At 71.6% G+C, this 22,056-nt stretch carries 19 protein-coding genes; 10 read left to right on the forward strand and 9 right to left on the reverse strand.

All coding sequences use genetic code 11. The annotated features are described in order from the left end of the window. Positions 1-55 precede the first annotated feature (55 nt). From asnB to MD221_RS12740, 7 genes are all read right to left on the reverse strand, one after another. On the reverse strand, positions 56-1,777 hold the full coding sequence (asnB, locus tag MD221_RS12710; protein WP_242112169.1) for an asparagine synthase B: 1,722 nt from the start codon (positions 1,775-1,777) through the stop codon (positions 56-58). A 571-nt stretch (positions 1,778-2,348) separates the two neighbouring features. Next, positions 2,349-3,209, reverse strand: a complete 861-nt coding sequence (locus tag MD221_RS12715; RefSeq protein ID WP_242112171.1) for a pirin family protein — start codon at positions 3,207-3,209, stop codon at positions 2,349-2,351. An 81-nt stretch (positions 3,210-3,290) separates the two neighbouring features. After that, positions 3,291-3,941, reverse strand: coding sequence for a class I SAM-dependent methyltransferase (locus MD221_RS12720; protein ID WP_242112172.1), 651 nt, complete (start codon positions 3,939-3,941; stop codon positions 3,291-3,293). Between the two features lie 140 nt (positions 3,942-4,081). Beyond that, positions 4,082-6,280 carry a bifunctional 23S rRNA (guanine(2069)-N(7))-methyltransferase RlmK/23S rRNA (guanine(2445)-N(2))-methyltransferase RlmL gene (gene rlmKL, locus MD221_RS12725; protein ID WP_242112173.1) on the reverse strand — a complete coding sequence of 733 codons (2,199 nt, stop codon included), beginning with the start codon at positions 6,278-6,280 and terminating at the stop codon, positions 4,082-4,084. Next, a complete protein-coding gene (locus tag MD221_RS12730) occupies positions 6,277-6,588 on the reverse strand; it encodes a hypothetical protein (protein WP_242112174.1) in 312 nt (103 codons plus the stop codon). The genes rlmKL and MD221_RS12730 overlap by 4 nt, the downstream gene beginning before the upstream one ends. Positions 6,589-6,626: 38 nt before the next feature. Then, positions 6,627-7,181, reverse strand: a complete 555-nt coding sequence (locus MD221_RS12735; protein WP_242112176.1) for an alpha/beta hydrolase — start codon at positions 7,179-7,181, stop codon at positions 6,627-6,629. A 2-nt stretch (positions 7,182-7,183) separates the two neighbouring features. Continuing rightward, the gene (locus MD221_RS12740; protein ID WP_242112178.1) at positions 7,184-7,684 is read right to left on the reverse strand and encodes an MOSC domain-containing protein; all 501 of its coding nucleotides are present in this window, start codon (positions 7,682-7,684) and stop codon (positions 7,184-7,186) included. A 23-nt stretch (positions 7,685-7,707) separates the two neighbouring features. On the opposite strand from MD221_RS12740, the gene MD221_RS12745 reads away from it, so the two are divergent. The 3 genes from MD221_RS12745 (at position 7,708) to MD221_RS12755 (ending at position 10,048) form a co-directional block, all read left to right on the forward strand. Then, a complete protein-coding gene (locus MD221_RS12745; protein ID WP_242112180.1) occupies positions 7,708-8,268 on the forward strand; it encodes an N-acetylmuramoyl-L-alanine amidase in 561 nt (186 codons plus the stop codon). 66 nt (positions 8,269-8,334) lie between these two features. Beyond that, entirely contained in the window at positions 8,335-9,231 is an 897-nt protein-coding gene (gene tesB / locus MD221_RS12750) for an acyl-CoA thioesterase II (RefSeq protein ID WP_242112182.1), read from the forward strand. 1 nt (position 9,232) lies between these two features. Next, a complete protein-coding gene (locus MD221_RS12755) occupies positions 9,233-10,048 on the forward strand; it encodes a hypothetical protein (RefSeq protein ID WP_242112183.1) in 816 nt (271 codons plus the stop codon). A gap of 51 nt (positions 10,049-10,099) precedes the next feature. Here the strand turns inward: MD221_RS12755 and MD221_RS12760 are convergent, their stop codons facing one another. After that, positions 10,100-10,654 (reverse strand): EF-hand domain-containing protein, encoded by a 555-nt coding sequence (locus MD221_RS12760; protein WP_242112184.1) that lies wholly within the window; start codon positions 10,652-10,654, stop codon positions 10,100-10,102. A 148-nt stretch (positions 10,655-10,802) separates the two neighbouring features. Here MD221_RS12760 and MD221_RS12765 point away from each other — a divergent pair, with 148 nt between their 5' ends. The 3 genes from MD221_RS12765 to MD221_RS12775 all read left to right on the forward strand — a co-directional run bounded on the left by MD221_RS12765 (position 10,803) and on the right by MD221_RS12775 (position 13,132). Continuing rightward, positions 10,803-11,387: a hypothetical protein gene (locus MD221_RS12765; RefSeq protein ID WP_242112185.1), complete on the forward strand. Its 585-nt coding sequence runs from the start codon at positions 10,803-10,805 to the stop codon at positions 11,385-11,387. A gap of 10 nt (positions 11,388-11,397) precedes the next feature. Continuing rightward, positions 11,398-12,108 (forward strand): arginyltransferase, encoded by a 711-nt coding sequence (locus MD221_RS12770; protein WP_242112186.1) that lies wholly within the window; start codon positions 11,398-11,400, stop codon positions 12,106-12,108. A 451-nt stretch (positions 12,109-12,559) separates the two neighbouring features. Then, positions 12,560-13,132, forward strand: a complete 573-nt coding sequence (locus tag MD221_RS12775) for a TlpA family protein disulfide reductase (RefSeq protein ID WP_242112187.1) — start codon at positions 12,560-12,562, stop codon at positions 13,130-13,132. Positions 13,133-13,192: 60 nt separating this feature from the next. Here the strand turns inward: MD221_RS12775 and MD221_RS12780 are convergent, their stop codons facing one another. Continuing rightward, entirely contained in the window at positions 13,193-14,287 is a 1,095-nt protein-coding gene (locus MD221_RS12780; protein WP_242112188.1) for an AraC family transcriptional regulator, read from the reverse strand. Positions 14,288-14,473: 186 nt separating this feature from the next. On the opposite strand from MD221_RS12780, the gene MD221_RS12785 reads away from it, so the two are divergent. The 4 genes from MD221_RS12785 (at position 14,474) to MD221_RS12800 (ending at position 22,048) form a co-directional block, all read left to right on the forward strand. Continuing rightward, on the forward strand, positions 14,474-15,724 hold the full coding sequence (locus MD221_RS12785; protein ID WP_242112189.1) for a CaiB/BaiF CoA transferase family protein: 1,251 nt from the start codon (positions 14,474-14,476) through the stop codon (positions 15,722-15,724). A 212-nt stretch (positions 15,725-15,936) separates the two neighbouring features. Beyond that, the gene (locus MD221_RS12790; RefSeq protein ID WP_242112190.1) at positions 15,937-17,085 is read left to right on the forward strand and encodes an acyl-CoA dehydrogenase family protein; all 1,149 of its coding nucleotides are present in this window, start codon (positions 15,937-15,939) and stop codon (positions 17,083-17,085) included. 65 nt (positions 17,086-17,150) lie between these two features. Beyond that, positions 17,151-20,654, forward strand: coding sequence for a peroxisomal multifunctional enzyme type 2 (locus MD221_RS12795; RefSeq protein WP_242112191.1), 3,504 nt, complete (start codon positions 17,151-17,153; stop codon positions 20,652-20,654). A 212-nt stretch (positions 20,655-20,866) separates the two neighbouring features. Beyond that, a complete protein-coding gene (locus MD221_RS12800; protein ID WP_242112192.1) occupies positions 20,867-22,048 on the forward strand; it encodes a lipid-transfer protein in 1,182 nt (393 codons plus the stop codon). The last annotated feature ends 8 nt before the right edge of the window (positions 22,049-22,056 follow it).

Consider the following 22,056-nt stretch of genomic DNA (forward strand, 5'->3'; position numbering starts at 1 on the left):
CGGCGCGCGCGAAAGCCCGCGCGCGGCGCTTTGTGACGCCCGTCGCGCCCGGCCGTCAGCCGGCGAGCGCGGCCGCGTGCACGCCCGCCACCGCCCTGCCCGAGGGATCCGCGGCCCCCGCGAAGGCCGGATCCCAGGCGAGCGCGGCCGGCGAGGAGCAGGCGATCGACTTGCCGCCGGGCACCGTCTCGGCCGCGGCCGGCGACGGGAAGGCCTGCTCGAACAGGCTGCGGTAGTGATAAGCCTCCTTGGTCAGCGGCGGGTTGACCGGGAAGCGCTTGTCGGCGGCGGCAAGTTCGCGATCGCTGACCTGCTTCTCCGCGTGCGCCTTCAGCCCGTCGATCCAGCCGTAGCCGACGCCGTCGCTGAACTGCTCCTTCTGCCGCCAGAGGATTTCCCTGGGCAGGTAGCCGTCGAAGGCCTCGCGCAGCACCGCCTTCTCGATGCGCCCGCGCTCCTTCTCGACCATCTTGGCCTGCGCGTCCATCTTCATGGCCACGTCGAGGAACTCGACGTCGAGGAAGGGCACGCGCGGCTCCACGCCCCAGGCCATCATCGACTTGTTGGCGCGCAGGCAGTCGTAGTTGTGAAGCGCGTCGATCTTGCGCACCAGTTCCTCGTGGAACTCGCGCGCGTTGGGCGCCTTGTGGAAGTACAGGTAGCCGCCGAAGATCTCGTCGCTGCCCTCGCCCGAGAGCACCATCTTCACGCCCATGGCCTTGATGCGGCGCGCCAGCAGGTACATCGGCGTGGAGGCGCGGATCGTGGTGACGTCGTAGGTCTCGATGTGGCGGATCACTTCCGGCAGCGCGTCCAGTCCTTCCTCGAAGGTGTACTTGAAGCCGTGGTGCACGGTGCCGAGCGCATCGGCGGCGATCTGCGCGGCCGCCAGGTCGGGCGAGCCTTCCAGGCCGATGGCGAAGGAATGCAGGCGCGGCCACCAGGCCTCGGAGACGTCGTCGTCCTCGACGCGCTTGCGCGCGAAGCGTGCCGCGCAGGCGGCCACCAGCGAGGAATCCAGCCCGCCGGAGAGCAGCACGCCGTAGGGCACGTCGGTCATCAGCTGGCGGTGCACGGCGCGTTCGAAGGCCTCGCGCAGCTCCTGCGGCGAGACGCGCACGTCGCGGGTGGCGGCATAGTCGCGCCACGGCTTGTCATAATACCGGTGCAGCGTGCCGGCGCCGCCTGCGCCGGCGGCGAAGGAGACGCTGTAGTAGTGGCCGGGCGGGAACTGCGCCACGTCCGCGCACAGCCCGGCGATCGCCTTCATCTCCGAGGCCACGCACAGCCGGCCGGCGCGGTCGTGGCCCCAGTACAGCGGGCACACGCCGATGGGATCGCGCGCGATCAGCACGCGCTGGCGTTCGCGGTCCCACAGGGCGAAGGCGAAGATGCCGTTGAGGCGGTTGAGGAAGCCGTCGGGTTCGCCGCCCTCGGCCAGGCTTTCGCGGTACAGCGCGTTGACGACCTCGCAATCGGAGCCGGTCTGGAAGTCGTAGTCCCGGTGCAGCTCCTTCTTCAGCTCGCGATGGTTGTAGATCTCGCCGTTGACGGCCAGCACCAGTTGCCCGTCGGCGGACTTCAGCGGCTGCGAGCCGCCGGCCGGATCGACGATGGCCAGGCGCTCGTGCACCAGGATCGCGCCCTCGTCCACGTGCACCCCGCTCCAGTCCGGGCCGCGGTGGCGCTGGCGTTGCGAGAGGTCCAGCGCCTGCCGCCGCAGCGCGACGAGGTTGTCGCCGCCCTGCAGGCCGAACATTCCGAGGATCGAGCACATCGCGTTTTTCTCCGAGAGAGGGGGCGGGTTGGAAAATCCGGGGATTGAAGATCGAGATTCGAGAAACCGTGCTTGGGAATCGTGTTTGGGAAATCGTGCTTGGAAAATCGGGGGCCGAAAAACAAGAAACCCGCGCCAGGCGCGGGTTTCGGGATATCGGATGCTCGCTCGCACCTAATCGCCGACCCGCCTTTTGGGCGCGCGGTTATTGGAACGGTTATTGATGACGTTCCGCGGGGCGTTGGCGATGGCGGCGGTCGAGCGCATGGGTCAGACGCTAACCGGTCGGGGTGGGGTTTGGCAAGCGGTCCGGGGGCGGGCGAAGAGCGCCCTCATCCGCCCTTCGGGCACCTTCTCCCGCGAGCGGGAGAAGGGATGGCGGGGTCTTTCGACTCCGACCCGCGTTTCACTTCGGGCCCCTTCTCCCGCGAGCGGTAGAAGGGACGGCGGGGGCTTTCGACTCCGCCCCGCGTTTCAGCCCCGCTTCCGCGTGCGGGAACCGGGCCGCCCGTCGGGCGGCGAAGGCCGGGAGGAGGGGCATTTTTCGCAACGCCCCATGCCCGGCGAGTCGCTAGAACTTGCCTTCCTGGAAATCGACGAAGGCCTGCATCACTTCCTGCTTGGTGTTCATCACGAACGGGCCGTAGCGCGCCACCGGCTCGCGCAGCGGATGGCCGCCGACCAGGATCAGCCGGGCGCCCGCCTCGCCGGCGCGCAGCTTGAGCAGGTCGCCGCCGCCGAGGATCCCGAGCTCGTGGGTGGCGAGCGCGCGCACGTCCTCGCCCTCGCCCAGCTGCGCCTCGCCCTCGAACACGTAGGCGAACGCGTTGTGCCCCTCGGGCAGCGCATATTCCCAGCCCGCGCCGGCCTCGAGCGCGATGTCGAGATAGACCGGGTCGGTGGCCGGCTGCGCGATCGGCCCGCGCACCTCGCCCACGGCGCCGGCGATCACCTTCACCGTGACGCCGGCCGCGGGCGTCGCCACCGGGATGCGCTCGGCGGCGAATTCCTGGTAGCGCGGCGCGGTCATCTTGTCCTTCGCCGGCAGGTTGACCCAGAGCTGGAAGCCGCGCATGCGGCCGGCCTGCTGCTCGGGCATCTCCGAATGCACCAGGCCGCGCCCGGCGGTCATCCACTGCACGCTGCCGGGGCCCAGCAGGCCCTCGTTGCCGTGGTTGTCGCGGTGGCGCATGCGGCCGTCGAGCATGTAGGTGACGGTCTCGAAGCCGCGGTGCGGATGCTCGGGGAAGCCGGCCAGGTAGTCCTCGGGACGGTCGGTGCCGAATTCGTCCAGCAGCAGGAACGGGTCGAGGTCGGGCAGCTCGGCGCCGCCGATCACGCGGGTCAGCTTGACGCCGGCGCCGTCGGACGCGGCGGTGCCGCGAATCTTGCGCGTCACGCGGGCGGCATGGAATCGGGTGGTGGCGTTCATGGCGATGGCTCGTGGTGGGTGAATATCCCAACTGTGCGGCCAGGCTCGCGCCGCCAACAGGGCGGCCCGTGGAACGGAAGGTTACATCGGCACCGAAGTGGCGCCGGCGCCCTGGTTCCCGGCGGGCTGCCCGTCGTCGGCCCGCCGGTAGACGTACACCGTCGCCGGCGGGATGTTGCGCAGCACAAACGCCCCGCGCGCGGCTTCCAGGCCCAGATCCGCGGCGACCTCGTCGGCCAGCGGCGCCTGCGGCCCGTAGGTGAACTGCACCAGCCGTCCGCCCTCGCGCAGGCAGGCGAACGCCGCGGCATAGATGTCGTGCTGCAGGCGCCTGGGCATGGCCAGCACGCCCAGGCCGGAGATCACCGCGTCGGCTTTGGCGCCGTCCGCGAAGCCCTGTGCGGCGGCGATCGCGGCCAGGTCGCGGGCGTCGCCGCGCACGAGGCGTACCTGCGGAAATCTGCGTTGCAGGCGCCCGAACATGGCCTCGTTCAACTCCACCGAGAGCAGATCGCGCGGCGCGATGCCGTGCGCCAGCAGGCGTTCGGTGAACACGCCGGTGCCGGCGCCGAGCTCGATCACGCGCCGCGCGCCCGGCGGCAGTTCGGCCAGCATCGCCTCGGCCAGCTCCGGCCCGGACGGCATGATGGCGGCGGTGCGGCGGGGGTGTCGCAGCCATTGCCGCAGCATCAGCATCCAGTGCGGCATGGCGTTGTCGAGCGCGTTGGTCATGGCCGCATGATGGCGGCGCGGGGGTTCCGACTTCGTTAAAGCGGTCTCGCCGCCGGCATGCCCGCCGGTGGTCCATCGCCGTCCACGGCGCGATACCGGAAGCCCGGGCGCGTCCGGGCCTGCTCCGCGGCCGGCAGCGGCTATGCGCGGCGCAGCGCCCAGGTGCGGTGGATGCGCGGATTGCGGGCGAAATCCTGCGCGATGGTCTGCGCGCTGATGTCCTCGCACGCGGCGAATCCGGCGACCGCCTCGGCGTCGAGGCGGAAGCGGCGGAAGTTGTTGGAGAAATACAGCACGCCCTGCGGCGCCAGCCGCGCCACCGCCGCGCGCAGCAGGCGCACGTGCTCGCGCTGCACGTCGAAGTCGTCGGCGCGCGCCGAGTTGGAGAAGGTCGGCGGGTCGCAGAAGATCAGGTCGTAGCGCTCGCGGTCGGCCTCCAGCCAGGCCAGGGCGTCGGCCTGCACCAGACGATGGCCGGCGCCGCCGATGGCGTTCTCGCGCAGGTTCTCGGCCAGCCATTCCAGGTACGTCGCCGACAGGTCGACGCTGGTGGTGGACGCGGCGCCGCCGGCCGCGGCCTGTACCGTCGCCGCGCCGGTGTAGCAGAACAGGTTGAGGAAGCGCTTGCCGCGCGCCTGCTCGAACAGGCGGCGGCGCAGCGGCCGGTGATCGAGGAACAGGCCGGTGTCGAGATAGTCGAACAGGTTCACGCGCAGCCGCGCCGCGCCCTCGCGCACCGTGAGCAGCTCGCCGCGCCGGTCGAGATTGCCGTACTTGCTGCCGCCCTTGCCGCGGGCGCGGGTCTTGGTGGCGATGCGCTCGCGCGGCAGCTCGAACACCTCGCGCGCGGCCGCCAGCACCTCGCCGAAGCGGCGGCGCGTGTCGGCTTCCGGGATCGTGGCCGGCGCGGCGTATTCCTGCACGTGCAGCCAGCGCGCCTGCGGATCGTCGGCCTCGGTATAGACGTCGATGGCCGCCGCGTACTCGGGCAGGTCGGCGTCGTAGACGCGGAAGCAGTCGATCCCCTCGCGCGCGCGCCACGCCTTGAGCGCGCGCAGGTTCTTGCGCAGGCGGTTGGCGAGCATCTGCGCGCCGTCCGAGAGCGGGCGCGGCGCGGCGGCGGCGCGCGGCGCCGGCCTGACCGGGTCGCAGACGATCAGGCTGCACTCGAGCGCGCCGTTGAACAGCTGGTATTTCTTCTGCGCGTACAGGCCGGTGGCGCGGGCGAGATTCTCGTCGCCGCACAGCAGGCTGGCGCGCCAGCCCAGCACGGCCTGCTTCAGGCCCTCGCCGAGCGCGCGGTACAGGGCGGGATCGGCCTGCAGGCGCGCGTCGTAGGGCGGATTGCAGACCACCAGTCCGCGCGGCGTCGACTGCACCGGCCACACGGCCGCGTCGCGCACGTCGAAGCGGATGGCATCGCGCAGTCCCGCCGCGGTGGCGTTGGCGCGCGCCGCGGCGATGGCGTGCGGGTCCAGGTCGCCGCCGTCGAAGACGTCGCGCAGGGCGCCGCGTCCGGCGCGCTCGCGCTCCTGCGCCTGTTCGACCAGCCGCTTCCAGGCGGCGAGATCGAAGCCCAGCCAGCGGGTCGGCGGATGGGAAAGTCCGTACAGGGACGTGCGGGCCTGCGCGAAAGGATCCGCGTGCGAATCCGCATGCCGATCCATGTACCGCAGCAGGCCAGGCGCGACGTCGGCCGCCATCAGCGCCCCCTCGATCAGCAGCGTGCCGCTGCCGCACATCGGATCGAGCAGCGCGCCGCCCTCGGCGTACAGCCGCGGCCAGCCGCCGCGCAGCAGCACCGCGGCGGCGAGGTTTTCCTTCAGCGGCGCCTCGCCCTGCGTGCGGCGCCAGCCGCGCCGGTGCAGCGGGCCGCCGCCCAGGTCGACCGAGACGATCGCCCTGCCCTTGCGCACGACCAGGTTAAGGCGCAGGTCGGGCGCGTCCACGTCCACGCTCGGGCGCTCGCCGCCGTGCGCGCGCAGCGCGTCGACCACGCCGTCCTTGACCCGCTGCGCAGCGTAGCGCGCATGCGTGATCGTCTCGCCGGAGACATGCGCGTCCACCGCCAGCGTCATCATCGCGTCCAGATGCTCGTGCCAGGGCAGCGCGGCCACGCCCTGGTACAGCGCCTGTTCGTCGGGACAGTCGAATTCGGCCAGCGGCCACAGCACGCGGCTGGCCAGGCGCGACCACAGCACCGCGCGCTGCGCGTCGGCCGCCTCGCCCTCGGCGTTGGCGCCGGCGGTGGTCGCGGTTGCCCGCGCGCAGCCGAGCGCCAGCAGCTCGTCGACGAGCAGGTATTCCAGGCCCTTGGCGCAGGAAACGAAGAACTTCACGGCATGCGCCGCGGGTTGAGCCCGAGGAATTCGCCGATCCGGCGTTTCCAGCCGGCTCCGCGCGAGGCCGCGTCGCCGACGTAGCGCGGCTCGCCGGCGAACAGGGCCTTCAGCGCGGCGACGGCATCGTCCACGGGCAACGCCGCCCTCTCCCGCGCCGCGGCCAGGTGCAGGGCGCAGACATAGAGTTCGCCGTGGTCGGCGCCGAGCACGGGATGTTCCGCGTCCGGCGCCTGCGCCAGCGGCCGATAGTCGGCGAAACGCACCCAGGCGCCGCCTTCTCCGGCCGCGTCCGTGCGCGTGGGCATCCGGCCGCATACCGGGCAGACCGGCGGGATCGCCATGCTCAGGCCCGCGCCAGCGCGTCGGCCGGGACGGCGATGCGCTGCAGCAGTTCCGCGAACGCCTCCGCCGAGGCGGCCACGTGCGCGGAGAGGCGATGGCTGTCGTCGACCATCAGCACCCGCGCGCGGCGCGGATGGGCCCAGTCGATCACCTGCTGGGCCGGAATCAATTCGTCGTCCCAGCCATGGATGAGCGAGATCGGGACGCGCGCGGCATCCAGCTTCGGCGCCGGCCCCATGGCCACCGGCGGCGCCATCAGGAACAGCGCCACCGTCGGCACCTGCAGCGAGACCTGACCGGAGATCCAGGCGCCCAGGCTCGATCCGGCCAGCACCAGCGGGCCGCGCGCCGCGGCGTCGCGCGCCAGGCCGAGCAGGCGCTGCAGGCGCGCCGGCACGTCGCCGAGCTCGCTGACCTCGCGCCTGGCGTCGAGATCGGAATAGTCGGGGCGCTCGTGGGTCCAGCCCAGCCGCTCGGCCACGTCCGCCAGCGCGGTGACCTTGGTGGCGTCGGGGCCGCTCTCGAAGCCGTGCGAGAGGATGCAATGGCCGCGCATGCTCACGCCTCCACCCAGTGCACGGCGTCGCCGATGCGCAGGGTGCCGCCTTCGAGGATGCGCGCGCACAGGCCGCCGTGCCCGCGCATCGCGTTGTAGCCGCCCGCGCCGAGCGCGGTCTCCATGCGCGAGCACGGATCGCAGCTGTCGGTGCCTTCCAGCAGCAGCTCGCCGACGCGGAAACGGCGATCGCGCAGCGCGGCCAGCGGGATGCCCGAGACCACCAGATTGCGGCGCAGCAGCGCCGGCGGCACCGCGGCATGGCCGCTGAGCGCGGCGATGGCCGGCAGGTGCTCGGCCTGGATCAGGGTGATGCCGCGCTTGCCGCTGCCGCCGGCATAGCGGTCGCCGGCCAGCCCGCCGCCGGCCGAGGCCTGCACGGAGGCGACCTCGCGCATCGGCACGTCGCGCGCCGGGCGCAGGCCGATCCACTCGACGCGGCCGCCGCGCGGGAATCGCGACATCAAACGAAACAGTTCGGAATCGGGGGACGGGAGGGCCATGTACGAATGCTAGCATCGCCGTCATGGCTGCCGTCCGTTTCGACCCCCTGCCCTACGTCGACAAGCTCGCCGCCCGGCCGCTCTCGCAGATCGATCTGGTGGTGATCCACTGCACCGAGCTCCCGGACCTGGCGATCGCGCGCGAGTACGGCGAGCGCGTGCTGTATCCGGCCAGCGGCACCGGCAACAGCGGCCACTGGTACCTCGACCGCGACGGTGCCGCCGTGCAGTACGTGCCGCACGAGCGCGTCGCCCACCACGTGCGCGGCCACAACCCGCGCTCGGTCGGCATCGAGCTGGTCAACCGCGGCCGCTATCCGCACTGGCTGGACTCGCGCCGCCAGGCCATGGACGAGCCCTACCCGCCGGCGCAGATCGAAGCGCTGTCGCGGCTGCTGGCGCAGCTGCGCGAGACGCTGCCGGCGCTGGCCTGGATCGCCGGCCACGAGGACCTCGACACCGGCACCGAGGCCGCCAGCGACGACCCGGCCGCGCGCGTGCGGCGCAAGCTCGACCCCGGCCCGCTGTTCCCGTGGCCGCAGGTGCTGGCGGCCACGCCACTGCAACGGCTGGCGGCGCCCTAGGGCCGCCCGGCGCGGGGCGTCGGCGCGCCCGCCTATAATTCCCGCTTCCCCGGCCGCGGCCCCGCCATGACCTCTCCCGTCTCCGAACTGATCGAACTGCTCTCGCTGGAACGGCTGGAGGACAACCTGTTCCGCGGCCAGAGCCGCGACATCGGCACCAAGTACGTGTTCGGCGGCCAGGTGCTGGGACAGGCGCTGTCGGCGGCGCAGGCGACGCTGACCGAGCCGCGCGACGCGCACTCACTGCACGCCTACTTCCTGCGCGCCGGCGACATCGAGCACCCGATCGTCTACGACGTGGACCGCACCCGCGACGGCGGCTCGTTCTCGGTGCGGCGCGTGACCGCGATCCAGCACGGCAAGGTGATCTTCTTCTGCGCGGCCTCCTTCCAGGCGCACGAGCAGGGCGTGGAGCACCAGCTGTCGATGCCGGAAGTGCCCAAGCCCGAGGACATCGATCCCGCGCACGCGGTGCCGCCGGAAGTGCTGGCCAAGCTGCCGATCAAGATCCAGCGCTGGCTCGACCGCACCGGCCCGTTCGAATTCCGCCACGTCTACCCGCGCGACGAGCTCAAGCCGCCCAAGCGCCCGCCGTTCCAGCAGGTCTGGTTCCGCCTCAACCGCCCGGTCGGCGACGCGGTGGAGCTGCATCGCGCCCTGCTCGCCTACGCCTCCGACTTCCAGCTGCTCGGCACCGCCACCTTCCCGCACGGCATCAGCTACTACCAGCCGAACGTGCAGATGGCCTCGCTCGATCACGCGCTGTGGTTCCACCGCCCGTTCCGCGCCGACCAGTGGCTGCTGTATTCGATCGACAGCCCCAGCGCGCAGGGCGCGCGCGGACTGGCGCGCGGCCAGATCTTCGACTACGACGGCCACCTGGTGGCCAGCACCGCGCAGGAAGGCATGATCCGCGTCACCGACGCGGCCGACGCGACCGCGCACGTGCCGGCGAAGAACTGACATGCGGCAGGTCTTCGCCAGCCCGCGCCTGGAGAACGTCGAAGCGGTGTCCAGGCTGCTCGAGGACGCCGGCATCGAGACGCGCGTGACCAACGGACGCTCCTACAAGAGCGCCATCCGCGGCAACTTCAGCTATCGCGACGACGGCAAGCAGCAGCTGCCGGCGGTGTGGATCGTCAAGTCCGAGGACCAGCCGCGCGCGCGGCAGATGCTGCGCGAGGCCGGGCTGATGGACTCCACGCGCAACGCCGCCGACAGCTATCTGTCGGTAAGTTTCCGCAACGAGCTTCCCGGCGGCGGCAAGGACGCGGGCCAGCGCCGCGCCTTCCGCATCAAGCTCGGCCTGCTGCTGGTGATCGCCGTGATCATCGCGCTGACCTTCATGGCCTGGCGCTCCGATCGGGCGCCCGCCCCGGCCGCGCCGAGGCCGGTGGCGATGATGAGCACCGCCGAGCTGCCCGCGCGCGGCACCGCGCCGGTGCCCGAGGCCCTGGCGCTGGCCGTGCTGCGCGGCGACGTGCCGCGCGAGGGCGGCGGCCTGGTCTGCATCGCGGTCGACGGGCGCGATCCCACGCCCGCCCTGCTGGCCGCCCTGCCGCCGACACCGGCCACGGTGGTGCCGGTGTCGCGCTGTCCGGCGCAGGCCAGCGGCCAGACGCTGCCGCTGGTGCTGGCGGTGGGGCGCTACGAGAGCACTTCGGCTTCCGGTGCCGGCATCGTCTATTTCGTCAGGCGCCGCGGCAGCGGGCCGGTGGTGCCGCGTTGGTTCGAAGTCCGGCCGCAGGACGGCGGCTGGCGCGTGATCCAGCCGCTGTGAACCGCGACCGGCCGGCGCCCGCGAACCCGCGACGCGCCGGCCGGTCCCCGATCAGGACTTGCCCGCCCCGCCCTGCGCCCTGCCGCGCGGCCCGTGGCAGGCCTCGCGCGCGCCGGCGAACTCTTCCGGACTCAGCTTGCCGTCCTTGTCGGCGTCGGCCTTGACGAAGCATTCGGCCTGGCGCTTGGCCATGCGCGCGCGGAAGTCCTCGCGGTCGAGATAGCCGTTCCTGTCGGTGTCCAGTTCCGCGAAGCGCTCGGCGAGCCTGGGGTTGGCGGCGGCCTCGGCCTGGCTGATGCGGCCGTCCTTGTCGGTGTCGAGCGCCTCGCGCCATTTGCCGGCACCGCCGCGGCGCATGCCGCGATGGGCCTGCGCGCGCTCCTGGGCGCTGAGCTTGCCGTCCTTGTCGGCGTCGATCTGGTCGAAGTGCTCGGCCAGCCGCGGCACCGCGGCGGCCTCGGCGCGGTCGATCTGGCCGTCACCATTCTTGTCCAGCTGCGCCATGCGGGCCTGGCGGGAGGTCGCGGCATCGTCCGACGGCGCGGCCGCCGCGGCGCCGGAGGCAAGGGCAAGCAACGCAGCGGCGAGTAGGGTCTTGCGGATCATGTCTTGGATCTCCTGTGGCGGCACGAGCGTGCCGTGCCTGGAACAACGCGCCGGCATCGCGGCGGTTGACCGCGACCGGCGCGCCGCTCAGCCGGCGCACCGCCCGGGAATCGCAACGGCTGCGAAACGTCGGCGGTATGCTGCCGGCATGGCCGCCCCCGTCGCCCGCACCGTCTCCATCCTCGGACACCCGCTGCTGCTGCTCTCGCTGGCCCTGCTGGCCACGCAGGCCGGGCGCGGCTCGGCCGCGCAGGGCTGGCAGCTGGCACTGGGCCTGGGCGCCGCCGCCGCGCTGGTGATGGGCTATTCCTGGTGGCAGGTGCGGCGCAAGCGCTGGGGGCACGTCGATGCCAGCCATCGCGACGAGCGCGCGCGCCTGAACCGTTTCCTGCTGGTGGTGCTGGGCGCCGGCGCGGCGGTCGCCTGGTGGGCGGGCGCACCGCGCGGGGTGCCGATCGCGCTGGCGCTGTCGGCGGCGATGATCCTCGCCGCCCTGCTCGCCGCGCCCTGGTGCAAGCTGTCCCTGCACCTGGCCTTCGCGGTGTTCGCCGCCTGCCTGCTGGCGCCGCTGTCGGGGTGGGCGACGCTGGCCGGCCTGGCGTTCGCGGCCTGCATCGCCTGGTCGCGGCTGGCGCTGTCGCGGCACGTCCCGCGCGACCTGGTGGCCGGCACCGCCGCAGGCGCGGCGGCCGGCGCCTGCTTCCTGCTGCTCACGTGCGCCGGATCGGCCTGAGGGACGGCCGATGCGCGACGTCGACGACCTGCGGCTGTTCCACACCGGCGAGCACATCTGCGGCTACTGGCCGGAGCGCATCGCCCGCGACCTGGTGCTCGATCCGCGCGATCCGCGCCTGCCGCAGGTGTATCCGCATGCGCTCGGCTGGGGCTTCCGCCGCTCCGGCGACATCGTCTACCGGCCGCACTGCTCCAACTGCCGCGCCTGCGTGGCGGTGCGCATTCCCGTCGACGAGTTCGTGCCCAACCGCAGCCAGCGCCGCTGCCTGGCGCGCAACGCCGAGGTCGAGGAGCGCGTGCTGCCGGCCGAGCGCAACGACGAGCGTTTCGCGCTGTACCGCCGCTATCTCGGCCTGCGCCATCCCGGCGGCGGCATGGACGACCACGGCGCCAGCGAGTTCGACCAGTTCCTGATCGGCAGCTGGTCGCAGGGCCGCTTCCTCGAATTGCGCCTGCGCGGCCGGCTGATCGCCGTGGCGGTGACCGACCTGACCGACGACGCCCTCTCGGCGGTGTACACGTTCTACGATCCGGACGATTCGGCGCGCGGCCTCGGCACGCTGGCGATCCTGCGCCAGATCGAATGGGCGCGCCGCGACGGCCGCCGCCATCTCTACCTCGGCTACTGGATCGACGGCCACGCCAAGATGGACTACAAGCGCAACTTCCACCCCCTCGAATCCTTCGACGGCAGAACATGGGTGAGGGACCGCGCTTAGTCGATGCCCTATCGGCATCGACTGCGGTCCCGAACGCCCGGCCATGGATTTGGAGCCGGGCCGTCAGCACGGCGCCAGGCCGGACGTTCCGAAGCCTCGAGGCCGCGCCATGGATGGCCACGACACGCATCCAAGCATGATCGATGCCCTATCGGCATCGCCTGCGGTCCCGAACGCCCGGCCAAGGATTTGGAGCCGTGCCGTCAGCACGGCGACCGGCCGGACGTTCCGAAGCCTCGATGCCGCGCCATGGATGGCCACGACACGCATCCAAGCATGATCGATGCCCGATCGGCATCGACTGCGATCAAAACATCCCGCCGCGGGATCGCAGCATCACCTCACATCAATCTCCGCCCACGCGCACGATTCCGCGCATCCGCCCACGCATCGCTTGACGCGCCGCGCCCGCCCCAGCAGAGTGCGGCCACCCCCTTTCCCGGCACCCGGCATGCTGCGCAAGATCCCCTGGCTCGTCCTCGCCCTGCTGGCCGCCGCCGCGCTCGTGGTCGTGCTCGCCTCGCAGAATCGCGACCTGCGCGAGCAGCGCGACATGCTGGAGAAGCGCGCCTTCGAACCCTATCCCGGCATGTGGCTGCCGAAGGTCCCCGCCACGACGCTCGACGGCGCCAAGGTCGAGCTCGGCACCGCGCCGCGCGAGTTCCAGCTGCTGTATTTTTTCACGCCGACCTGCCCCTACTGCAAGCAGTCCGCGCCGATGGTGCGGCAGCTGGCCGAGCGCCTGGCCGGCGATGCCGACCGCGTGCAGCTGCTCGGCGTAGCCGACGGCAGGCTCGACCCGGTGCAGCGCTACGTCGCCGAGCACGATTTCGATTTTCCCGTCGTGCTGCTGTCGGACCGGCGCACGCTGGCCCTGTTCAAGGCGCAGTCGGTGCCGCTGCTGGTGGTGGTCGACGCGCGCGGGCGCGTCCGGCATTCGCACCTGGGCGTGTTCGACCGGCCGGAGGAGCTGGACGCGATGCTGAAGGCGGTCGCGCCCGGACAGGCCAGGCCCGCCGATTGAGCGTGGTGAGCGCGTTGCGTTGAGCGTGTTGAGCGCGGCGCCGGCCGCGCCCCGCGGCCCTCAATCCGGCGATCGCCCCAGCAGCTGCCTGCGCGCGTCGCTGGGCGTGATGCCGCTCCAGCGGCGGAAGGCGCGCGTGAACGAGGGCGGATCCCGGTAGCCGAGCGCGCCGGCGACGCGCTGGATGCTGATGTCCGGATCGGCCAGCATGCGCATGGCGTCGCGGCGCCGCGCCTCGTCGAGCAGTTCCTGGAAGCCGGTGCCCAGCTCGCTGAGCCTGCGCTTGAGCGTGCGGCTGGACATGTACATCTGCGAGGCCACCTCGGCCAGCGGCGGGTAGCTGCCGCGCTCGCCGAGCCGGATCTTGGCGCGGACGCGCTCCAGCAGGGCCAGCGACGGCGCGCTCGACAGCGCCGCCTCGCGTTCGATCTGCTGCAGCGCATGCTGCGCGGCGCTGCGGTCGGCAGTGATCAGCCTGCGTTCCAGGTAATGGCGCGGAAAGCGGATCTGCGTCGCCGGCATGGAGAAGCGCACCTCGGGCAGGCGCATGCGGTACTGGGCGAAATAGGCCGGTTCCGGCCAGTCGAAGCGGAGTTCGCAGCGCGGCTGCGCCTCGCCGACCAGGAACCCCAGCATGCGGTAGAAACTGACCAGGATCGCCTCGTGGAACAGCTGGCGCCACAGCCCGAGGCCGTGCGTCTCGTGCGCCTCCAGGATGGCCTGCTCGCCCTCGAACTGCAGGCTCAGGCTGACGTCGCGCTGGCGCAGGTGCTCGTAGCGCAGCATCAGGCCGATCGCCTCGCCCATGTCGCGCGCGCTCATCGCCGCGTAGCCGAGATAGCCGTGCGCGGTCGGCATCGAGCGCAGGCCGAATTCGATGCCGAAACCGATGCCGCCCCCGCCCAGCGCCACCACCTTGCGCAGGACGTCCGAGGCCTCGCGCGCGGTGACGCGCATGTCGGGCCTGTCGAGCATCTCCAGGGTCAGGCGGCCGCCGGCCAGGGCCTGGTCGACGCGGATGCCGCGCTCGGCGGCCACGTCCAGCATGGTGCGCAGATAGGCCGCGGGCAGCGAATTGCGCAGCGCCGGGCGACGGCGGCCGGCATCGGGCGTCGCGGCGTCATGCGAACGGCGGATTGCGGTGGACGTCGGCATGCAGCGGAACGAATCGGCCGGCCTCAAATGCTAATCATGTTGACACGATGGCCCCTGCTTGCAAACGGCGGCCGGCACCGACACTGCACGGGCGCGGCCGGAGCGTGCTTGCGTCGCCGGCGATTTCGCGCGACAAGTCGGCAACGCCCGGCCGTTCCCTCCCGCCATCGCCATCCGCGAGTCGAAATGAGCAATCCCCTGCTGTCCGGCATCCGCATCCTGGACCTGACCCGCCTGCTGCCCGGGCCGTTCTGCACGCTGTACCTGGCGCAACTCGGCGCCGAGGTGGTGAAGATCGAGCACACCGGCGGCGGCGACTACACGCGCACGCTCGCGCCGGAGCTGTTCGCGCTGCTCAACCGCGGCAAGGAATCGGTGGCGCTGGACATGGACAGCGCGGCCGGCGTGGCCGCCTTCCATCGCCTGGCGGCGCAGGCCGACGTGGTCGTCGAATCCTTCCGGCCCGGCGTGATGGACCGGCTCGGCTGCGGGTACGAGACACTCAAGGCGATCAACCCGCGGCTGGTCTACGCCGCCATCACCGGCTACGGCCAGACCGGGCCCTACCGCGACCGTGCCGGGCACGACATGAACTACTGCGGCTATGCCGGCGTGCTCGACCAGACCGGCCGCGCCGGCGACGCGCCCGCCCAGGCCAACGTGCAGATCGCCGACATCGCCGGCGGCTCGCTGACCGGGGCGATCGGCATCCTGGCGGCGGTGCTGGGCGCGCGCGCGTCCGGGCAGGGCTGCCTGGTCGATGTGAGCATGCTCGACGGCACGCTGGCGCTGCAGCAGGTCGCCCTGGGCACGCTGCGCAGCCAGGGTGCCGTGCCGCCGCGCGGCCGCGACGTGCTCACCGGCGCCCTGCCCAACTACCGCCTGTACCGCTGCCGCGACGGCCGCTATCTCGCCGTGGGCGCGCTGGAGGCGAAATTCTTCCTGCGCCTGCTGCGCGCCCTTAAGCGCTCGCTGCCCGCGCCGCTGCGCTGGCTGTTCGCCTGGGTCGGCGACGGCGGCACACCGGACAAGTCCGCGCCCGGCGACGCTTCGCGCGATGGCGGGCCGGACCGCTGGACCGCCCTGCAGCGCGAGCCGGAGAAGCTGAAGAAGCGCCTGGCGCCGCTGCACTGGCTGCTGGCGCCGGTCTTCCTGCTGCGCACGCGCGCGCACTGGCAGCGTATCTTCGATGCGGCCGACTGTTGCGCAACGCCGGTGCTGACGCTGGAGGAAGCGCTGCGCGACGAGCAGGTGCGCGCGCGCGGGCTGGTCGAGGAATTCCGCGGCAAGCCGGCGCTGGCCTGCCCGATCCGCTTCGAGGGCGCGTCCGGGAACGCGGCCGCAAGCAAGAGCGACACGCCCGAGCTGGGTGCGGATACCCGCGCCGTGCTGCGTCGTTACGGAATGAGCGGGCCCGAGATCGAGGCGCTCGGCTAGCGCCGCCAGGGGCGCTCCGGGCGCCCGGCACGCGGCCGGTCCCTCCTCCCGTCCCGCGTGGCCCGAAATGCTAAGCATTCTGGCGCGATGCCTGCTCACCCGAAGGATTCATGCAAACGCATGATTGAATCCAGCGTCACCGAGCGCCGCGCCGCCGACGGTCGCAGCCGGCCTGTCCACGAAAGCGCGCTTGTCCGCGGAAACGAGAGCCCATGCTGCCCAGAACCCTGTTCGATGCCGGCCACGACGAATTCAGACGCACCGCCAGACGCTTCTTCGCCGAGGAAGTGACGCCCCGCCATGAGGCCTGGGAGGAACAGGGACAGGTCGATCGCGCGATCTGGAACCGCGCCGGCGAACTGGGCCTGCTGTGCTGCGCGATCCCGGAGGAATACGGCGGCCAGGGCGGCGACCGCCTGCACAGCGTGGTGATGATGGAAGAGCAGGTGCTGGCCGGCGCCAGCGGCATCGGCTTCGCCCTGCATTCGGACATCGTCGCCAACTACCTGCTGCACTACGGCACCGAGGAGCAGAAGCGCGCCTGGCTGCCGCGCATGGCCACCGGCGAGGTCGTCACCGCCATCGCCATGACCGAGCCGGGCACCGGTTCGGACCTGCAGAGCATCAAGGCCACCGCCACCGAGGACGGCGGCGACTACCTGATCAACGGCTCGAAGATGTTCATCACCAACGGCCTGCAGTGCGACCTGGCGATCGTCGCGGTGCGCATGGACGGCGGAGAAGGCGGCGCGAAGAGCATCAGCCTGGTGCTGGTCGAGGCCGACCGCCCGGGCTTCGGCAAGGGCAAGCAGCTGAAGAAGGTGGGCATGAAGGCGCAGGACACCGCGCCGCTGTTCTTCGACAACGTGCGCATCCCCAAGGCGAACGTGCTCGGCGGCGACGACGGCCTCAACATGGGCTTCATGATGCTGATGCAGGAACTGGCCTGGGAACGGCTGATCATCGCCATCACCTCGGTCACCGGCGCCGAGGCCGCTTACGGGATCACCAGGGACTACGTGCAGGAACGCAAGGCCTTCGGCAAGCCGGTGGCCAGTTTCCAGAACACGCGCTTCAAGCTGGCGGAGATGAAGTCCGAGGTCGCCATGGCCCGCGCGTTCGTCGACCGCTGCACCGAGCTGGTGCTGAAAAACGAATTGCCGATCGACGCCGCCGCCGCGGCCAAGTACCTGTGCTCGGACCTGCTGTGCAAGGTGGTGGACGAGTGCGTGCAGCTGCACGGCGGCTACGGCTACATGCTCGAATACCCGATCGCGCGCGCCTTCGTCGACGCGCGCGCCCAGCGCATCTACGGCGGCACCAACGAGATCATGAAGGAAATCATCGCGCGGGCGCTGTAGCCCGCCGACGCGCTTTTCCGGCTCCCGAGCGACGGGACGCCCATCACCACCAGGAATCCGGACACATGACCGAACAGTTTCGCTACGACGGCAGGGTCGCCATCGTCACCGGCGCCGGCGCCGGCCTCGGCCGCTCGCATGCCCTGGCCTTCGCCGCGCGCGGCGCGCGCGTGGTGGTCAACGACCTGGGCGGCAGCGCGCACGGCGACGGCAAGTCGAGTTCGGCGGCCGACGCGGTGGTCGCCGAGATCAAGGCCGCCGGCGGCGAGGCGGTGGCCAGCTACGACTCGGTGGAGGACGGCGCCAGGATCGTGCAGACCGCGCTGGACGCCTTCGGCACCGTCGACATCGTGATCAACAACGCCGGCATCCTGCGCGACGTCAGCTTCCAGAAGATGACCGAGCAGGACTGGGACCTGATCTACCGCGTGCACCTGCTCGGCTCGATGCGCGTGACCCAGGCCGCCTGGCCGATCCTGCGCGAGAAGCAGTACGGCCGCATCGTCATGACCAGCTCGGCCGCCGGCCTGTACGGCAACTTCGGCCAGGCCAACTACGCCGCTGCCAAGCTGGCCCTGGTCGGCTTCGCGCAGACGCTGGCCGAGGAAGGCCGCAGCAAGAACATCCACGTCAACACCATCGCCCCGGCCGCGGCCTCGCGCCTGCTCTCCACGGTGCTGCCGCAGGACGTGATGGCCCTGCTTAAACCTGAGTACGTCAGCCCGCTGGTGGCCTGGCTGTGCCACGAGCGGTGCGAGGAGACCAAGGGCGTGTTCGAGGTCGGCGCCGGCTACATCGGCAAGCTGCGTTGGGAACGCAGCGAGGGCGCCTTCCTCGGCGGCCGGCAGGGCGTGAGCGTGGAGGAGATCGCCGCCAAGTGGGACAAGATCACTGACTTCGGCAGCAGCACCCATCCCAGCTCGCCGACCGAGTCGTTCACCTCGATCCTGGAGCGCGCCAGCAAGCCGCGCCTGGGCGGCAATGCCTTCATCGACCTGGATGAGGCGTCCGGGGATTCGATCGAGGCCGAGTCGGCCTACGACGAGCGCGACCTGTCGCTGTACGCGCTCGGCGTGGGCGCCGCGCGCGACGCGCTGGACCCGAAGGAGCTGCCCTACGTCTACGAGCTGGGCGACGGCTTCCAGGCGCTGCCGACCTATGCGGTGATGCCGGCGCTGAACACCTTCCTCAACCTCGCCCGCGACGGGCGCGGGCTGAAGGGGTTGAACTACGGGCTGGACCGCGTGCTGCATGGCGAGCAGTACACCGAGCTGCTGCGTCCCCTGCCCCTGCACGCCAGGCTCAGGCACGTGTTCCGCTTCAAGACCGCCTACGACAAGGATCCCCACGCGCTGGTGGTCCTGGCCGTGGACACGCTGGACGAGAGCGGCGAGAAGCTCGCCTACAACGAGATCACCGTCTTCGTGCGCGGCGCCGGCGGCTGGGGCGGCGAGCGCGGCCCCGCCGGCGAGGCCGACGCCCCGCCCGCGCGCGCGCCCGACGCGGTGATCGAGGAAAGGACCGATCCCAACCAGGCGCTGCTCTACCGCCTGTCCGGCGACTGGAACCCGATGCATGCCGATCCGGCCTTCGCCCAGGCCTTCGGCTTCGACAAACCCATCCTGCACGGCCTGTGCACCTTCGGCTTCGTCGGCCGCCACGTGATCAAGGCCTTCGCCGGCAACGACGGCCGCCGCTTCAAGAGCATCAAGGTGCGCTTCGCCAAGTCGGTGTTCCCGGGCGAAACGCTGGTGACGCGGATGTGGAAGGAATCCGACCGGCGCATCGTGTTCGAAACCCGCGTCAAGGAGCGCGACGAGGTCGCGATCAGCCACGCGGCCGTGGAATTCCACGCCGAGATCCCGCAGGCCCGGCCGCGGGCCGACGCCCTGCCCGCGCCGGCGCAGCCGGCCGCGCCGCAAGCCGGCGCCGGCCAGGCGCGCCTGACCGCCGCCGACGCCTTCGAGGTGATCGCCGCCCATGTCGCCGCGCACCCCGAGCTGGCCGCGCAGGTGCAGACGGTGTTCCAGTTCAAGGTGCGCAACCCGGAATCGGACTGGGTGCTGGACCTGAAGAACGGCGGCGGCGAATGCCGCCCGGGCAGCATCGACAAGCCCGACTGCACGCTGGAGCTGGACGAGGAACACATCGAGATCGTGGTGACCAAGCCGCTGGCCGACGTGCAGAAGCTGTACTTCGCCAACAAGCTGAAGATCGGCGGCAATTTGATGGCCTCGCAAAAGCTCGCCGCGCTGCAGGCCATCGGCGCCGAGCCCTACGCACAGGCGAAGGCGCGGCGCATGGGCACGGCGGCCCCCGCGCCGCCCGAGGCGACGGCCGTGACGGCTCCCGCCGCCGCGCCGCCCGCGCCGACCACCGCCGACATCTTCAAGGTGATCGAGAAGCATCTCGCGCTGCACAAGGGCCTGGGCGAGCAGATCAAGACGCTGTTCCAGTTCAAGCTCAAGGACCCCGACGCCGACTGGGTGGTCGACCTGAAGGCCGGCGATGGCGCGGTCCGCGCCGGCGTCGCCGACAAGCCCGATGCCACGCTGGAACTGAGCGATGCGGATTTCCTGGCGATGAGCACCGGACAGGCCGATCCGACCAAGCTCTACTTCGGCGGCAGGATGAAGATCGGCGGCAACATCATGGCGTCGCAGAAACTCTCCTTCCTGCAGAAGATCGATCCCCGGTTGCTGGAGGACGTGCTCAAGGCACGCACCGGCGCCGCGCCAGCGGTGGCGACGCCGGCATCGTCGCCGCCCGCCGCGGCGCCGAGCGGCCCCACGTCCGCCGATCTGTTCGAAACCATCCGCCGCCACCTGGCGCAGCACCGGGGCCTGGGCGACCAGACCAGGACGCTGTTCCAGTTCAAGCTCCGCGATCCGGCCTCGAACTGGGTGCTGGACCTGAAGGCGGGCGACGGCGAGGTGCGCGGCGGCAGCGCGGACAAGCCCGACGTGACGCTGGAGCTGAGCGATGCCGACTTCGTGGCGATGAGCACCGGCCAGGCCGATGCGCAGAAGCTCTACTTCGGCGGCAAGCTCAAGCTGGTCGGCAACATCATGGCCTCGCAGAAACTGATGTTCCTGCAGAAGATCGATCCCAAGCTGCTGCAGGCCGTACTGGCCGAGCGCGCGGCCGCGGCGCCGCCCGCCACACCGGCCGCTTCGGCCAAGGCGACGATGGCGCCCGCGGCGGCGAGCGGCCGCGCCAAGGCGATCTTCGCCGCGCTGGACGAGCGCCTGGCCAGCGATGCCAGGGCGGCCGGCGCGCTCGCCGGCGAAGTGGTGCAGTTCCATCTGCGCGAACCCGCCTCCGACTGGGTGCTCGACCTGAGCGGCGCCAAGCCACGCGTGGAGGCTGCGCGCGCGCCCGAGGCCACGGCGACCTTCACGCTCGACGACGCCGATCTCGGCGCGCTCGCCGACGGCAAGGCGCAGGCGCGCGACCTGTACCAGCGCGGGCGCCTGCGCGTCGACGGCGCGGCCCGCCTCGCGCACGAACTCGACCGACTCGCCGGCCTGCTCCGCGCCGCCGGCGCCGCCGTGGCCGAGACCGCCTGATGCCGCGCCTCGCGCCACGGGTAATGCCCCCTCCCTCCCCGGCGCGCCGGCACGGCGCNCGCACGAACTCGACCGACTCGCCGGCCTGCTCCGCGCCGCCGGCGCCGCCGTGGCCGAGACCGCCTGATGCCGCGCCTCGCGCCACGGGTAATGCCCCCTCCCTCCCCTGCGCGCCGGCACGGCGCGCGGCACGCCCCCCACAGGAGCCCCGCATGAGCACCCGCGTCAACGTCATCGGCGTCGGCATGACCAAGTTCACCAAACCCGGCGCCAGCCCCGAGTACTACGAGATGGCGCGCGAGGCCGGGCAGCTGGCGCTCAAGGACGCCGGCATTCCCTTCGAGCAGGTCCGTCAGGCCTACGTGGGCTACGTCTACGGCGATTCCACCTGCGGCCAGCGCGCGGTGTACGAGCTCGGCCTGACCGGCATTCCGGTGATCAACGTCAACAACAACTGCTCCACCGGCTCGACCGCGCTGTGGCTGGCGCGGCAGGCGGTGGAAAGCGGCGCGGCCGAGTGCGTGCTCGCGCTGGGCTTCGAGAAGATGGAAAAGGGCGCGCTCGGCTCCAAGTTCGACGACCGCGAGACGCCGCTCGGCCAGCATGCGCAGGTGATGGCCGACCTGCAGGGCATGAGCGCGGCGCCGATCGCCGCGCAGATGTTCGGCGGCGCCGGCCGCGAATACCGCTGGCAGCACGGCACCCGCAAGGAGACCTTCGCCAAGATCTCCGAGAAGGCGCGCGCGCACGCCAGCAACAACCCCTATGCGCTGTTCAACGAGAAGCTGAGCCTGGAGCAGATCCTCGCCTCGGACGAGGTGTTCGACCCGCTCACGCGCTTCCAGTGCTGCCCGCCCACCTGCGGCGCCGGCGCGGCGGTGCTGTGCTCGGACGCGTTCGCCAGGAAGCACGGCATCGCCAACGCGGTGCAGATCGCCGGCCAGAGCATGACCACCGACTACGCCTCCAGCTTCGAGCCCAGGAGCATGATCAAGATGGTCGGCTACGACATGAGCCGGGAGGCGGCGCGGCAGGTCTACGAGCAGACCGGCATCGGCCCGGAGGACGTCGACGTGGTGGAGCTGCACGACTGCTTCACCGCCAACGAGCTGCTGACCTACGAAGCGCTCGGCCTGTGCGCCGAGGGCGGCGCCGAAGGCTTCATCTGGGACGGCGACAACACCTATGGCGGCAAGTACGTGACCAATCCCTCCGGCGGCCTGCTGTCCAAGGGCCATCCGCTCGGCGCGACCGGCCTGGCGCAATGCACCGAACTGGTCTGGCAGCTGCGCGGCAGCGCCGACAAGCGCCAGGTGGAGGGCGCGCGCATCGCCCTGCAGCACAATCTCGGACTGGGCGGCGCCTGCATCGTGACCATGTACCAGCGCGGCTGACGCGGAGG

The organism is Luteimonas aquatica (assembly GCF_022662575.1).
Lineage (GTDB): Bacteria > Pseudomonadota > Gammaproteobacteria > Xanthomonadales > Xanthomonadaceae > Luteimonas > Luteimonas aquatica.

Bases quoted from the DNA above. Each gene is read 5' to 3' on its own strand.
- asnB (WP_242112169.1), bottom strand. From the start codon at position 1,777: ATGTGCTCGATCCTCGGAATGTTCGGCCTGCAGGGCGGCGACAACCTC.
- MD221_RS12715 (WP_242112171.1), bottom strand. From the start codon at position 3,209: ATGAACGCCACCACCCGATTCCATGCCGCCCGCGTGACGCGCAAGATT.
- MD221_RS12720 (WP_242112172.1), bottom strand. From the start codon at position 3,941: ATGACCAACGCGCTCGACAACGCCATGCCGCACTGGATGCTGATGCTG.
- MD221_RS12730 (WP_242112174.1), bottom strand. From the start codon at position 6,588: ATGCCCACGCGCACGGACGCGGCCGGAGAAGGCGGCGCCTGGGTGCGT.
- MD221_RS12735 (WP_242112176.1), bottom strand. From the start codon at position 7,181: ATGCGCGGCCATTGCATCCTCTCGCACGGCTTCGAGAGCGGCCCCGAC.
- MD221_RS12740 (WP_242112178.1), bottom strand. From the start codon at position 7,684: ATGGCCCTCCCGTCCCCCGATTCCGAACTGTTTCGTTTGATGTCGCGA.
- MD221_RS12745 (WP_242112180.1), top strand. From the start codon at position 7,708: ATGGCTGCCGTCCGTTTCGACCCCCTGCCCTACGTCGACAAGCTCGCC.
- tesB (WP_242112182.1), top strand. From the start codon at position 8,335: ATGACCTCTCCCGTCTCCGAACTGATCGAACTGCTCTCGCTGGAACGG.
- MD221_RS12755 (WP_242112183.1), top strand. From the start codon at position 9,233: ATGCGGCAGGTCTTCGCCAGCCCGCGCCTGGAGAACGTCGAAGCGGTG.
- MD221_RS12760 (WP_242112184.1), bottom strand. From the start codon at position 10,654: ATGATCCGCAAGACCCTACTCGCCGCTGCGTTGCTTGCCCTTGCCTCC.
- MD221_RS12765 (WP_242112185.1), top strand. From the start codon at position 10,803: ATGGCCGCCCCCGTCGCCCGCACCGTCTCCATCCTCGGACACCCGCTG.
- MD221_RS12770 (WP_242112186.1), top strand. From the start codon at position 11,398: ATGCGCGACGTCGACGACCTGCGGCTGTTCCACACCGGCGAGCACATC.
- MD221_RS12775 (WP_242112187.1), top strand. From the start codon at position 12,560: ATGCTGCGCAAGATCCCCTGGCTCGTCCTCGCCCTGCTGGCCGCCGCC.
- MD221_RS12780 (WP_242112188.1), bottom strand. From the start codon at position 14,287: ATGCCGACGTCCACCGCAATCCGCCGTTCGCATGACGCCGCGACGCCC.
- MD221_RS12785 (WP_242112189.1), top strand. From the start codon at position 14,474: ATGAGCAATCCCCTGCTGTCCGGCATCCGCATCCTGGACCTGACCCGC.
- MD221_RS12790 (WP_242112190.1), top strand. From the start codon at position 15,937: ATGCTGCCCAGAACCCTGTTCGATGCCGGCCACGACGAATTCAGACGC.
- MD221_RS12795 (WP_242112191.1), top strand. From the start codon at position 17,151: ATGACCGAACAGTTTCGCTACGACGGCAGGGTCGCCATCGTCACCGGC.
- MD221_RS12800 (WP_242112192.1), top strand. From the start codon at position 20,867: ATGAGCACCCGCGTCAACGTCATCGGCGTCGGCATGACCAAGTTCACC.